This window comes from Acinetobacter pecorum (assembly GCF_014837015.1).
GTDB lineage: Bacteria > Pseudomonadota > Gammaproteobacteria > Pseudomonadales > Moraxellaceae > Acinetobacter > Acinetobacter pecorum.
The window spans coordinates 49109-62568 of the sequence record NZ_JACSPT010000003.1 but is presented as its reverse complement, the minus strand read 5'-3'; the positions used below and the strand labels follow the sequence as shown (position 1 = coordinate 62568).

At 44.6% G+C, this 13460-nt stretch carries 13 protein-coding genes; 8 read left to right on the top strand and 5 right to left on the bottom strand.

Annotation, left to right across the window (positions count from 1 at the left end; genetic code table 11):
* Positions 1 to 12: 12 nt before the first annotated feature.
* From H9629_RS03380 to sdsA, 4 genes are all read right to left on the bottom strand, one after another.
* Positions 13 to 1275 (bottom strand): efflux RND transporter periplasmic adaptor subunit, encoded by a 1263-nt coding sequence (locus H9629_RS03380; protein WP_064096375.1) that lies wholly within the window; start codon positions 1273 to 1275, stop codon positions 13 to 15.
* Between the two features lie 37 nt (positions 1276 to 1312).
* Complete coding sequence (locus tag H9629_RS03375) at positions 1313 to 1915, bottom strand: phosphatase PAP2 family protein (RefSeq protein ID WP_081406363.1); 603 nt, start codon at positions 1913 to 1915, stop codon at positions 1313 to 1315.
* Positions 1916 to 2073: 158 nt separating this feature from the next.
* Positions 2074 to 4116 (bottom strand): site-specific recombinase, encoded by a 2043-nt coding sequence (locus tag H9629_RS03370; protein ID WP_064102448.1) that lies wholly within the window; start codon positions 4114 to 4116, stop codon positions 2074 to 2076.
* A 15-nt stretch (positions 4117 to 4131) separates the two neighbouring features.
* On the bottom strand, positions 4132 to 5109 hold the full coding sequence (gene sdsA / locus H9629_RS03365; RefSeq protein WP_064096372.1) for an All-trans-nonaprenyl-diphosphate synthase: 978 nt from the start codon (positions 5107 to 5109) through the stop codon (positions 4132 to 4134).
* A gap of 444 nt (positions 5110 to 5553) precedes the next feature.
* On the opposite strand from sdsA, the gene rplU reads away from it, so the two are divergent.
* From rplU to H9629_RS03325, 8 genes are all read left to right on the top strand, one after another.
* A complete protein-coding gene (rplU, locus tag H9629_RS03360) occupies positions 5554 to 5865 on the top strand; it encodes a 50S ribosomal protein L21 (protein ID WP_004651211.1) in 312 nt (103 codons plus the stop codon).
* 19 nt (positions 5866 to 5884) lie between these two features.
* Positions 5885 to 6139 carry a 50S ribosomal protein L27 gene (rpmA, locus tag H9629_RS03355; protein WP_004280639.1) on the top strand — a complete coding sequence of 85 codons (255 nt, stop codon included), beginning with the start codon at positions 5885 to 5887 and terminating at the stop codon, positions 6137 to 6139.
* Between the two features lie 247 nt (positions 6140 to 6386).
* Positions 6387 to 7082: an outer membrane lipoprotein chaperone LolA gene (gene lolA, locus H9629_RS03350; RefSeq protein ID WP_064102447.1), complete on the top strand. Its 696-nt coding sequence runs from the start codon at positions 6387 to 6389 to the stop codon at positions 7080 to 7082.
* Positions 7083 to 7248: 166 nt separating this feature from the next.
* Positions 7249 to 8007, top strand: a complete 759-nt coding sequence (locus H9629_RS03345; protein ID WP_064096370.1) for an RsiV family protein — start codon at positions 7249 to 7251, stop codon at positions 8005 to 8007.
* Positions 8008 to 8107: 100 nt separating this feature from the next.
* A complete protein-coding gene (serS, locus tag H9629_RS03340) occupies positions 8108 to 9379 on the top strand; it encodes a serine--tRNA ligase (protein ID WP_064096369.1) in 1272 nt (423 codons plus the stop codon).
* Between the two features lie 75 nt (positions 9380 to 9454).
* Positions 9455 to 10828 (top strand): siroheme synthase CysG, encoded by a 1374-nt coding sequence (gene cysG, locus H9629_RS03335; protein ID WP_144724351.1) that lies wholly within the window; start codon positions 9455 to 9457, stop codon positions 10826 to 10828.
* A 31-nt stretch (positions 10829 to 10859) separates the two neighbouring features.
* Complete coding sequence (locus tag H9629_RS03330) at positions 10860 to 11336, top strand: tRNA (cytidine(34)-2'-O)-methyltransferase (RefSeq protein ID WP_064096367.1); 477 nt, start codon at positions 10860 to 10862, stop codon at positions 11334 to 11336.
* A gap of 88 nt (positions 11337 to 11424) precedes the next feature.
* Entirely contained in the window at positions 11425 to 11904 is a 480-nt protein-coding gene (locus tag H9629_RS03325; RefSeq protein WP_064096366.1) for a hypothetical protein, read from the top strand.
* 69 nt (positions 11905 to 11973) lie between these two features.
* On the opposite strand, the gene H9629_RS03320 is transcribed toward H9629_RS03325, so the two are convergent.
* Positions 11974 to 13362 carry an APC family permease gene (locus H9629_RS03320; protein ID WP_064096365.1) on the bottom strand — a complete coding sequence of 463 codons (1389 nt, stop codon included), beginning with the start codon at positions 13360 to 13362 and terminating at the stop codon, positions 11974 to 11976.
* Positions 13363 to 13460 lie beyond the last annotated feature (98 nt).

Sequence of the window (13460 nt, the reverse complement as noted above, 5' to 3'; positions counted from 1 at the left end):
AACCATTACTCCTTATGCATTTGCAGCAGGTTTTTGTTCAGGTTTCTCTTTAGCATCATCTGCCTTTTTCTCGCTCGCTGCAGGCTGTTTCGGTGCAGCACCTTGTGGAGCAGCAGCTTGAGGTTGATAAGGTTTAGCAATGACTTGTTGTTCAGGCTTAACTTTCGCAATACCGTCTACAATCACTCTATCACCTGGGTTTAGACCTTCTGTCACAATCCAGTCAGCGCCTTGAGTGCCGACTGTAGTCACTGGACGCGATGCCACTTTACCATCAGCACCGACCAGCATTGCCATCGCCTGACCTGTAGGGGTACGAGTGAGGGCTGCCAGAGGGATGAGGTAAGCATTCGGGATTTCACCCTGCACAATTTGTGCAGTTGCAAACATGCCAGGAAGAAGCAGGTGGTTTTTATTCGGGAATACTGCACGTAAGGTGACTGTACCTGTTTCAGGATTCACGCTGGCATCCGAGAATGCAAGACGGCCTTCTACCGGGTAGGTGCTGCCATCTTCAAGCTTTAGCTTGACTTTGGTATTGTTTGAACTGTTCAGGTCGCCTTTACTCAATTGCTGACGTAAACGCAAAAGTTCAGTACTGGACTGGTTAATATCGACATAGATCGGATCCAGACGCTGAATTGTCACTAACGGATCTGGCTGATTGGCCGTGACTAATGCGCCTGCAGTCACAGACGAACGGTTGGTCTGACCCGAGATCGGGGCACGTACCGTTGAATAACCCAGGTTGATTTCAGCATTACGCAGGCTGGCACGATTAGCATTCAACTCGGCTTCAGCTAGTTTTACCTGTGCTACGATGTCATCATATTCTTGCTTCGAAATGGCATTTGTACCGACCAGTTGACGGTAGCGTCCTTCTTTGACCCGCAATACACCCAGATTTGCTTCAGCACTGGCAATCGCTGCACGGGCGTTGTCTACTGTAGTACGGCTGGAGCTTGAATCGATTTCATACAGCGCCTGACCTTCACGTACATAACTGCCTTCAGTGAACAAGCGTTTTAGAACGACGCCACTGGCTTGCGGGCGTACTTCTGAAATTTCAAATGCAGTTGTACGACCCGAGAGCTCTACAGACTGCTCTACACTTTGCGGTTGTGCAACAAGAACACCGACTTCAGTCGGTGGCATTTTTTGTTGAGCGCCAGCTTGCTGGCCCTCTTTGGGATCTTTGCTACAACCAACAAGTGCAAGACTTGTTGCTAATGCGCAAGCAGTCAGGGCCGGTGCCCAAAGCTTTGCAGACATCATTATTCCACCTCAATTAGATTTTTATCTAAATATTTTTTTATTTGTGCGCCGTGCAATATTTGATCCACACCATATACCACAACGAAATCCAAATAAAACTGATACTCCAGCCAGAAATGACATCTGAAGGAAAATGTACGCCCAGATAAACTCTTGAAATTCCCATCATCAGCATCCATAACACTGCGCCCATCACAATAATGTAATACCGGGAATGTTGCCGATAGATATAAATTGCCAGACATCCCAGACAGGCTGCATACAGACTATGGGCACTTGGAAAAGAACTTCCAAAGCTTTCCACCAGATGGAGGGATGCTGGTGGTCTTGGTCGGGCAATCGCAAATTTCAACAGCCAAGCTAGGAGTATTCCTCCGATAATTCCGATACATATAAAAGTTATGTTTGTACGCTTTTTATACCACAGTAAATAAATACACCATAGTGTGGATAAAAATAATACAAATGGCATGCCACCTATTGCTGATAAGTATGTTGCAATCTGATTTAAAGTTCCGGTGCGATGCTCGCTCATCCACTGTACACTGAGCAAGTCAAACTGGCTCAAGACTGGAATGTTAAGAAATAAAACACTGAAAAATAAAAGCAAAATTCCGACAAAAAGCAACAAGTAAGGCATACCGAGAATCTCTGTCCCTCTCACCGATAAAGGATCGGCTCATTGTCTGAAGTGAAGTGTACTTGTCAGTACACTTTTTTTCAAGTGTGTGTATTTTATGCGAATTCCATTATCTTAGTAAGGAATTTGGAAGCAAATATGTCGAAATTATCACAGTTTTAGGACTTTGTAGATGTATGATTTTCGTCAATTTCAAGTGTTTGCTTAGGGGGCCAGAAGAAATCACTGGGGCGGGTCAGAAAGTGAGTCATGACCAGTTTTGCTAGCGGTTTCCACTGTTCAAAACGAACCCGTCGCGCACGCAATGCTACAATAATAGTCAGGCTGAAGCTGACAAAGAGGTTGGTCAGGCCAATCAGCAAGACACCGAGGAAAGATACGACAATCAAACCGACATCAGGACCATTAATATTGATCAGACCCTGAATAAAGTTAGCTGATGCAAAGGCAATGTGACGAATATCCAGTGGTAGACCCAAAATGAAACCGAGTGTCCCCATGCTTCCCAGCATAATACCAAACATAAAATTACCCGCCAGTGCCCCTAGATTACGCTCGATATAGTCAGCAAAGCGCAGCAAGCGTTGCTGCCCCATAAGCTGGGCTAAACGCACATCCGCTTTCAGGCGAGGTCCTACCTTGCGATAAACTGCCATATTGTCAAAATAACCTGCTAATAATCCGGACAGGAACAAACAGACTCCGGCAATTGCAGCATGCGGAATAGCTAAAGAAGTAAAGGGATTCAGGTCATGCAGGGTTTTGGCTGCCTTGGCATGGGTCATTAAGGGTTCATGCAGGGCATAATCCCAAGTTAAGGCAATCAGAGCGGCTACCGGAATCGCGATCGAAATATTACCTAAAATGGCAACAAACTGGGTGCGGATAATGTTCACAATCAGCGCAGCCAGCTCGGCAATCTGAGCCATTTTTGTGCCTTTGCGCTGTTGTACGGTCGCAGCCAGCGCGGCAGCCGTCATCGCCGGCTGTTTGGTCGCAACGGTAAAATGCAGGACATGAATCAGCATAAAGCCTAGCGAATAATTCATGCTGTAGCTAAAGGCCTGCATCAGGGGCGCCATAGAAACACGTGCCATTAATGTTTTTAGCGTGGCCATAATGGCAATGATTACGCCTGCACCTGCAGCCGACTTATACATGGCGAGAAAGCCCTGCTTGTCCGTACTGACATAATGCTCACCGGTCTTGCTGGCATTTTCGGTGACTTGCAAAGCTAAAAGTTCACTATTGGTTGCCAGTAAGGCACGGACACTGCGTTCACTGTAAATTGCTTCAGTGATATCCGCAATAAAAAGGCCAATGGACTTATAACGAAGGTCATCATCATCCATGACCATATTCAGCAGGATTTCGACTCGTTCCAGACACTGTTCCAGCAGAGCAAGCATATAGGTCAGACTGACACTGACTCCAATCCGTCTGGTAGAGCGGCGCACTTTGGCCGCTACATCATGACATTGTTCCAGCATCACCAGCGCTTGTGAGGCATCCGGCGGGGTAATCGAATCGACCAGTGCTACCGTGTTATAGCGTTTCTTGTATTCCTGAATAAATTCGTTGATCTCACGGTTCTGTACCAGAAACGGAGATTCATATTCCATCAGTTCAGGTTGGGCATTAATAAATTCGGGATGCAGACCGATACCGCTAATCCGGTAAGACAGAATAGTCAGGGCCTTGATCAGCTCATCCTTAATCCGGGTTTTTTCAGGCTGGTTGGAATGTCCCTGATTCAGTATCGAAAATAAACGCTGCCAGTCTGCTGCATCAAAATAATCCAGCCAGTATTTATCGGTACGATGATAAAAGACCTTACGAAACAGTTCCTGTAGCTGCTGATGGTCAGGAATAAGCGGCAAAATATGCGCGCCAATACGCTGGTTCAGCTGGTTCCAGAAACCATCCAGGGATAAAATGCCAGTATCGGAAAACAGTCCCGTCTGTTTATAACGATTAATGATCCGAAGGGTAAAGGTCTGAAGCGTCGCAACAGCATTCGGGGTAAGTAATAAAGCCCGAATAAATGCATTGAATTTTGCTTCGATCTCCTCGGTATTTCTGCTGTCTTCCGGTCTGATTCTTTCAACCAGCTCAATCAGAAGATTTTCATCCAGAACTGCCTGAGGTTGTTCAAGCTGATGCTGCATGTTTTGGAAAAGATCAAGAAAATTAATATGCATAGGCAAATTTAAAGATTACTGAATTCGGTGTAGGGCCAGTTTGGCCAGATTAATCAGGGCTTGACGGTATTCAGAGTCAGGTAAGGCCTGCAGGGCATTGATTGCGATTTCAGTTTCTTCAGTCGCACGTTGACGGCAATAATCCAGTGCACCAGATTCATTAACAATATGAATGACCTGCTCCAGATGTTCTGTGCCACCAGTTGCAATACTGCGACGGATGATTTCATGTTGCTCACCGGTGGTGTTTTTCAATGCCGCAATCAATGGCAGGGTGGGCTTGCCCTCCATCAGATCATCACCGATATTTTTGCCGAGCGTGTCCGCATCGGAGGTGTAGTCCAAAATGTCATCTATAATCTGGAAAGCATTACCGAAATGTCCGGCAAAGGTTTTTAAAGGCTGACGGAATTCACTTTTATCCGACAAAATGGCAGCCCCTTCGGTGGCCAGTTCAAACAGACGCGAGGTCTTGCCATGAATAATATTCAAATAAGTCGCTTCAGTGGTTTCCGGCTGATGCTGGGATTGCAGTTGCAGCACTTCACCCTCAGCAATTTCACAGGTACCGGTCGAGAAATCCTTGAGCAATACCATATTGTTCAGATCGACCAGCAAATCAAAAGCACGTGAAATCAGAAAGTCACCGACTAGAACAGCAGTCTGGTTATTCCAGGTCGCATTTGCAGTTGGGCGACCGCGACGCAGACCTGATTCATCGACTACATCATCATGCACCAGTGTTGCGGTATGCAGCATTTCAATGATTGCAGCCAGTTTACGGTGCGGTTCCAAATTTTCAGCACCACACGCCTTGGCAGCCAGAAGACACATAATCGGGCGCATACGTTTGCCACCGGCTTCTACCACGTGTTTGCTGACGGCCATCACCAACGCAACTTTTGAGGTAATTCCTTCATTAATGAATGTGTCCATCGCAGCAAAGTCGTTAGCAACAGGAGCGAGAATGTCTTGCTTAAAGTCGATGGTCATGTGAAAGAAAACCTCTGGTCTGGTAAATCGCTGGACGTAGTTTAACAATTTATAACATGAGTGAAACCTAAGAAATGCATAAACTCCACTAAAAATCAGCTTTTTATAGATCTTAAGAGAAATTGCTCCCTATTTCGAGCCATAAAAAATCACAAAAGGTCAGGACGCACCCCCTTCATCCGGCTGAGTATATTAATCAAATGCGCCAGATTTCTGCTGTAGTATTTTGTTGCTGAATATATCTTGAGTGCTTGATTTGATAGAAAATATTTAATAGTTAAATAATTAGCGTAAACGGGTCATTATTATTTCAGTAAAATGGCTTGTTGTTTTTTTGAATATCCCTTAAAATCCTCGCCCTTAGATATCCCCCCAGTGGCGTACGTCTTAAGTTCGATATATTCCTTTATCGGCACGACGACACGGGTTAGTTTGGAGTACATTATGTACGCAGTAATCCAAAGCGGTGGTAAACAGCACCGTGTAGTTGAGGGTGAAACCCTTAAAGTAGAATTATTGAAAGCTGAAACTGGCGCGACTATTACGTTTGATGACGTATTGATGCTTGTTAACGGTGAAAGCATTCAAATCGGTGCTCCAGTTGTTGCTGGTGCTACTGTAACTGCTGAAGTAGTTAGCCATGGTCGTCACGACAAAATCCGTATTGTTAAAATGCGTCGTCGTAAACACTACCGTAAACAACAAGGTCACCGTCAATGGTTCACTGAGTTGAAAATTACAGCTATTTCAGGCTAATTACGAGGAGTAAATAGACATGGCAACTAAAAAAGCCGGTGGTTCGACTAAGAACGGTCGTGATTCGAATCCTAAGATGTTAGGTGTTAAAGTTTACGGTGGTCAAACTGTAACTGCAGGTAACATCATCGTTCGTCAACGTGGTACTGAATTCCACGCTGGTCAAAACGTAGGTATGGGCCGTGACCATACATTATTTGCTACTGCTGATGGCGTAGTAAAATTCGAAGTGAAAGGTCAATTTGGCCGTCGCTACGTATCTGTTGACGCGTAATCCGCTGAGATAGAAAAAAAGCCCACAATTTTTGTGGGTTTTTTTATGCCTGAAAATTAATGTTCAGCTTAAGTGACATTCCATAATGTAAAAATTGTCCTGAAATCTTCATGATGATGAACAAAAAAACCGGTTTCGAATTAATAACAATACAAAAGTTCTTATTTTCTATCATTTTAGCTTTTAATTTTCGTTTAAGATGAGTTATCAAATAAATTGCGATGACGCAAAATATAAGGGTGAAATTATGAATATGCTTCGTAAAACCGTCTGTGCGATGGCGCTGGGTGCAGTGACTTTAGCTCCGGTGATGAGTACAACCGTGTTTGCTGCTCCTGTAGCAGCTTCGGAGCAGCAGGCAACTGCAAGTCTGGTGAAACAGCTTAATCATGTGCGTAGTATGACGGCAAACTTCGAACAAAGCTCCAAGGTGACTAACCCGAGAGCAACTCAGAAGAAAGGTCTGACTGCACAGCATATGAATCAAACCTTTAAAGGGGTGATGAAAGTCGAGCGTCCGGGTAAATTCTATTGGGAAACGACAGCACCATCCAAGCAGGTAATTGCAACTACGGGTAAAACTGTGTGGATTTATGATCCTGATTTGCAGCAGGCGGTTCGTCAAAGTCTAGATGAACAGGTGGCCAACACACCGGCATTATTGCTGTCAGGAAACACCAGCCAGATTATGCAGTCTTACCGGGTCACTCAGCCAAATAAGGGTAAAACCTATTACACGCTTTATCCTAAAAATACCGATGGGGTATTTGAAAGCTTGACGATCAGTTTTGGAACGAATAAAGCACCAAATTTGATGATCTTGCAGGATTCATTGGGGCAAACCACCACAATCAAATTTAACAATGTAAAAGTGAATAGCAGCATTCCTGCTTCTACTTTTAACTTCACCCCACCCAAGGGTACAGATATCATTGATCAATAAACTTTAAAATGAACCGATAAAAGCAACCTATTCAGGTTGCTTTTTTATTGCCAGAGATCAGGATAAGGTTGGACTGGATACAAGGTTTAGCTATATCTGGATGGCAGCGCATCTTAAAATAAATAAAAGTCGAGTCAATGAAATTGCAAAATTTTAGGAGCTCAGTATGAAGATCAATCGGTTTAAAATTTTCAGGGTGTATCTAGTGTTCTTGATTGGTCTGGGCATACTGGGTTGTCAGCCTCAATCCAGTTCAGTTGCTATTCCTGAAACAGACCAGAATGTGCAGATTGAAACTGAAGCAGTTCCACTCAAGGGGGCGGCCAAAGTGGTGTGTGAAATAGAGGGGTGTATACGCTTTGATTTGCAGACGGTAGACACCAATATTGACTGGATTAATCAATATTTTGTTGAGCGCATTCAGCATACCGAACCTGTTGCATTCATTAAAGTTATCCAGAAAAATCCTAAAAAAGCCCATGAAACGCATTATCTGGATCAGCGGACGATCAAGGTGGAATTTATGGCTCAGCGCGCTCATCTGGCGACTTTTGCCTTAAAAAGTTCCAATTTACCTCGGAATCATGCTCAACCGATGACTCATACTGAATATATCAATTTTGATTTACAGCAGAAAAAACGTCTGGCTTTACATCAATTTTTGTTCAATGGCAGCGAACAGAAACTGCTTGAGGTGATGTATCGTGCCAATGCCCCATGGTTGAATAAACAAGGGATTCAACTGCAACAGTTAAAGCTGAGTGATAACTATTATTTTGACAGCTCTGGTCTGGTGATAGTGTATCCGGCGGGTGAGTTGGCTCCGACAGCTGCAGGCATGCCTGAATTAAAAGTACCCTATGCAGATTTAAAAAAAGTGATTCGGCCAGAATATTGGGCCATTTTGCAGCAGACAACTTCCTAAATATTGTGCTAATAGGACGAAGCTTGGGTTCTGGTCGCTGTATTTTTTGACGTTAAGAGCTTACACTATAGCCAGTTTTTTTCTTAACAAAAGATTGGCTATGATCGACCCGAAATTACTCAGAAATAATATTGAGGCTGTAAATTTAGCCTTGGCAAAACGTGGTGTTCAACTGAATGTCGAAGAGTGGGCTGCACTTGAAGCTCGCCGCAAAGAAATTCAATCCAAAACTGAATCGCTACAAGCTGAGCGTAATGCGGGTGCGAAACAAGTTGGTCAAATTAAAAAAGCCGGCGGTGACGCATCTGAAATCATGGCACGTATGTCAGCGATTGGTGATGAAATCAAAGCTGCTGAAGCTGCACTGGCTGAACTGCAAGCTGAGCTTGAAGAAAAATCATTGTCTATTCCAAACTTGCCAGACGAATCTGTACCGGCAGGTAAAGATGAAAGCGATAACGTGGAAATCCTGAAATGGGGTACGCCACGTGAATTTGATTTCGAAATCAAAGACCATACTGATCTTGGCGAAATGATGGGCGGTCTGGAATTTGAAACCGCTACCAAATTGACCGGTTCACGTTTTAGCGTACTGAAAGGTCCATTGGCACGTTTACAGCGTGCTCTTACCCAGTTCATGCTGAATACACACACAGACCAAAATGGCTATACCGAAGCCTATGTGCCTTATCTGGTCAATGCAGATTCATTGCGTGGGACTGGTCAGCTGCCAAAATTTGAAGAAGATCTGTTTAAACTGCAGGGCGAAAAAGAATTTTATCTGATTCCGACTGCTGAAGTGCCAGTAACGAATTTTGTGCGTGATGAAATTATTGATGCAGACCGTCTGCCACTGAAATATGCGGCGCATACGCCATGTTTCCGCAGTGAAGCTGGTTCTTATGGTCGTGATACGCGTGGTTTAATCCGTCAGCATCAATTTGACAAAGTGGAAATGGTTCAGATTGTAAAACCTGAAACCTCGATGCAGGCACTAGAAGAATTAACTGGTCATGCAGAAGGTATTTTGCAGGCATTAGGTCTTCCATACCGTAAGATCATCCTGTGTGGTGGTGATATGGGCTTTGGCGCGACCAAGACTTATGACCTAGAAGTTTGGGTACCAAGCCAAAGTACCTATCGTGAAATTTCTTCATGCTCAAACATGGGGGACTTCCAGGCGCGTCGCATGAAAGCGCGTTACCGTGCTGATCAGAAGAAAACTGAATTTGTGCATACCTTGAATGGTTCAGGTCTGGCCGTGGGTCGTACTTTACTTGCAGTGATGGAAAACTATCAGCGCGCCGATGGCTCGATTGAGATTCCTGAAGTATTACGTCCATATATGGGTGGTGCGACTTATATCGACTAATTGTCGATCTTTGCATCCCTATAAATGTGCATGAAAATTGCATAGACAGTCAGATTTAAAATTTTGAGGTAGTTCGTGGATATTTTTCCAATCTCGTTAAAGTTGCAGCAGCAACCTTGTCTGATTGTCGGTGGTGGGCATATTGCATACCGTAAAGCACTTTTACTTCAAAAAGCAGGTGCGATCATTCATGTGATTGCACCTGAAATCGAAGAGAGTCTGCTGCGAATTGTGCAAAATAGCCAAGGACACTATGTGCAGGCAGCTTTTTATCCTGAAGTTGCATTACGCCAATATCGACTGGTGATTGCGGCGACTGATGATGCCGAGACCAATCGTCAGGTCTTTGAACTGTGTGAAGCGGAAAATGTCCTAGTCAATAGCGTCGATGATCCACCGCATTGCCGGTTTATGGTGCCAGCGATTATTGACCGTTCACCTTTGGTAATTTCAGTCGCATCGAATGGTACGTCGCCCGTGTTATCGCGGCAGATCCGTACTCAACTGGAAACCACTATTCCGCATGAAATGGGCAAGCTAGCCGAGTTTTCAGGAAAATGGCGCAGTGCGGTTAAGGCTAAAATTGTCAATCCGGATGAACGCCGTATTTTTTGGGAAGACTTATATGCCAGTCCACTGAAAGAACAGGTGTTTAACGACAATATTGCAGAAGCAGATCGCCTGATCGAGCAAGCATTACAGGAATGGCAACAACCAAAAGGTGAAGTCTATCTGGTGGGCGCCGGTCCTGGTGATCCAGAACTGCTGACCTTAAAAGCCTTACGTTTGATGCAGCAAGCCGATGTGGTGATTTACGACCGTCTGGTTTCAGCACCCATCATGGATCTATGTCGTCGTGATGCGGAAAAGATCTATGTTGGTAAGGCGCGTTCCAACCATGCGGTGCCGCAGGATGGGATTAATGCTTTATTGGTCAAATATGCCAGTGAAGGAAAGCGGGTTTGCCGTCTGAAAGGTGGTGATCCCTTTATCTTCGGGCGTGGTGGTGAAGAGATTGAAGAACTGTTCGCTGCAGGCATTACTTTTCAGGTGGTTCCAGGGATTACTGCAGCTTCAGGCTGTTCAGCCTATGCCGGTATTCCCTTGACCCATCGTGATTATGCACAAAGTGTACGTTTCCTGACCGGTCACTTAAAAGAAGGTTCGCCTGAACTGCCTTGGAGTGAACTGGTCTATGAAAACCAGACCTTGGTGCTGTATATGGGCTTGGTGGGACTGGAAAAAATCTGTGCGCAGTTGATTGCTCATGGTCAACGCACCGATATGCCGGTAGCGCTAATTTCTAAAGGTACGACCCCTGAGCAAAAAGTCGTAGTGGGCACCCTGACGGACATTGCATCCAAGGTGGCCGAACATCAGATTCAAGCTCCGACTTTGACCATTATTGGTGAAGTTGTGCGTTTGCGTGAACAATTAAAGTGGCAATAAGCTGTCACTTAAACCCAAGTAGAGAAATTCTGTGATCCACGTTGTTTTATATGAGCCTGAAATTCCTGCAAATACAGGCAATATCATTCGTCTGTGTGCCAATACCGGAGCGCAGTTGCATCTGGTCAAGCCGCTGGGTTTTGAACTGGATGACAAAAAGCTGAAACGTGCCGGCCTTGATTATCACGAATATGCCAATATGCAGATTTGGGAAAATATCGAAGACTGTCTGGCTGATCTGGCAAGTAAAGGCATTGGTCCGGATGCAGTCTATCCACTCACTACTAAAGGTTCTGCAACGCCACATACCTCGGACTTAAACCGTCCTGTGGCCTTGTTAATGGGGCCGGAAACTCGTGGCCTACCGGAGCAGGTGCGTATGCTGTTCCCGCAAAAGCAATGGATTCGTTTACCCATGGCAGAGAACTCGCGCAGTCTGAACCTTTCAAATGCGACTGCAGTGATTGTGTATGAGGCTTGGCGTCAACAGGGTTTTAAAGCGCTTTAACTGAAATCTACAATAATTTAAAAAGCCACCTTCGGGTGGCTTTTTTATTTTGTGTAACAAATAGATAAAAGGTTTTGCACTTCATTGTATGCTTAGGTTTGAAACGTCATCAAATATAGCAAAAGGTACTGCCTTGAAGCCTCTAGTAAAACTTGTCATCACATGTTGCTTTAGCATCATTGCTGCTTCTGTGAGTGCGGAAGACGGTAGTGCTGCAACCCTGACAACTGAAAATCGGCCTATTACTCAAGCGGAAATCCAGCAGAGCCTTCGCGACATGCAGAAACGCCTGGATGCCCGTATTGAAAAATGGGGACAGAGCCTGGATGCAGATGATTTTCAATGGACCTGGCAGGGACGTAAACTAAAACAGGCCAAGCGCCAAGAAGTTTGTGATATCTTCCAGGGTGTTGTGGATGAAATGTATCAACTGGCTGTCCAGAATAAAGCCCGTTTAGCTCCGGAAGAGCAGAAGATGTTGTCTAACCGTCGCCTGTTTATTGAAAAACTGGGCTACAAAAATAATCGGGTCGATACTCAAATGGGTTTTGATTGCCTTCTAAATTAGTCAGCTTGAAAAAAGCAAAAAAATAAAAAAGGCGCATGAAGCGCCTTTTTTAAGGATGAACAATACCGATTATTCAAATTCGTTATGTTGTGGAGCAGGGTGCTTAAAGCCCTTGGTTTTGTAGCCCAAGTACAGAATACCGAACATCGCCCACCATAAACCGTATTTCAGCGCAGTTTCTTCAATTTCCAGCCACATTGCAAAGATACTGAAAAAACCAAGCATTGGAATGACCACGAAGCTGAAAATGTCTTTCGCAGTTTTAGTGCGGCCATCTCGCAGTGCATAACGTGAAATCACCGACAGGTTAACGAAAGTAAACGCTGTCAAGGCACCGAAGCTGATCATTGAAATGACGATATCCAGATCCATGAAGCCTGCCGTTAAGGCCACAGCACCGACAATCAGAATATTGTAGTTTGGCGTGTAGCTTTTCGGGCTAATATGACCAAAGATCTTCTTATTGATCACGCCATCACGACCCATTACATACATCAGACGAGATACACCTGCATGTGCTGAGATCCCTGATGCCATTACTGTAATGATTGCAAAAGTCAGAACATAAGACTGGAACAATGAACCGCCTACGAGTAATAGGATTTCTGGCTGAGTTTCAGCAATATTCTTAAAATAAGAACCTGGATTAGAAGGGAAGTACAGCTGCATGAAATACGTGCTAATAATGAAAATAATCCCGGCGATTAAAGCAGTCAGGAAAATTGCTTTAGGCAAAGTTTTTTCAGTGTCTTTGGTTTCTTCTGCCAGAGAACTTAAAGAGTCAAAACCAGTGAATGAGAAGCATAGTAAAGTTGCACCGGTAATCAGTGCACCGACTGATGTCAGTTCATTCCAGAAAGGCTCGAGACTCCAAAGCTGGTAACGCTGTTCAGCCGTGATCGGACCATCGGCATTGAAGCCTGCCTGCAGTTTGGTAAACACCATCCAGGTAAAGATGCCGATAACCAGTAACTGTACCAGTACGATCAGACTGTTAAAGTTGGCCACGAAGCGTGCACCGCGCAAGTTTACCCCGGTCATGAAGGCAGTCAATACGACGACCCAGACCCAGTGGTTGACATCCGGGAACAAAGCCTCAAGATAGATCACCGCCAAGATAATGTTGACCATTGGTGATAACAGATAATCAAGCCATGAAGACCATCCCACCATAAAGCCAATATTCGGGTGAATCGATTTTTGCGCATAGGTATAGGCCGAACCCGAAGAAGGATAGCGACGAATCATGTGACCATAGCTGATCGATGTAAACAAAATTGCAATGAGGGCAATGATGTAAGAAGTAGGAACATGCAAATGACTTTCTTCAGATACCAAACCAAAGGTATCAAATAAGGTCATGGGTTGAATGTAAGCTAAACCAATAATAATGATGTGCCAGAGTCCTAGCGTTTTTTGCAGTTTAGCTGCCGATTGAGTCCCAGAGAAATTTGTCAACGGCGTTATCCTCTTAATCGTTGATCAAGGATCAGTCATATTTAATAAGGATCGTTTGAGACGAACGATCCCCCCTACAATTTTCTATAAAAGCGCGC

Bases quoted from the DNA above. Each gene is read 5' to 3' on its own strand.
- H9629_RS03380 (WP_064096375.1), bottom strand. From the start codon at position 1,275: ATGATGTCTGCAAAGCTTTGGGCACCGGCCCTGACTGCTTGCGCATTA.
- H9629_RS03375 (WP_081406363.1), bottom strand. From the start codon at position 1,915: ATGCCTTACTTGTTGCTTTTTGTCGGAATTTTGCTTTTATTTTTCAGT.
- H9629_RS03370 (WP_064102448.1), bottom strand. From the start codon at position 4,116: ATGCATATTAATTTTCTTGATCTTTTCCAAAACATGCAGCATCAGCTT.
- sdsA (WP_064096372.1), bottom strand. From the start codon at position 5,109: ATGACCATCGACTTTAAGCAAGACATTCTCGCTCCTGTTGCTAACGAC.
- rplU (WP_004651211.1), top strand. From the start codon at position 5,554: ATGTACGCAGTAATCCAAAGCGGTGGTAAACAGCACCGTGTAGTTGAG.
- rpmA (WP_004280639.1), top strand. From the start codon at position 5,885: ATGGCAACTAAAAAAGCCGGTGGTTCGACTAAGAACGGTCGTGATTCG.
- lolA (WP_064102447.1), top strand. From the start codon at position 6,387: ATGAATATGCTTCGTAAAACCGTCTGTGCGATGGCGCTGGGTGCAGTG.
- H9629_RS03345 (WP_064096370.1), top strand. From the start codon at position 7,249: ATGAAGATCAATCGGTTTAAAATTTTCAGGGTGTATCTAGTGTTCTTG.
- serS (WP_064096369.1), top strand. From the start codon at position 8,108: ATGATCGACCCGAAATTACTCAGAAATAATATTGAGGCTGTAAATTTA.
- H9629_RS03325 (WP_064096366.1), top strand. From the start codon at position 11,425: ATGCTTAGGTTTGAAACGTCATCAAATATAGCAAAAGGTACTGCCTTG.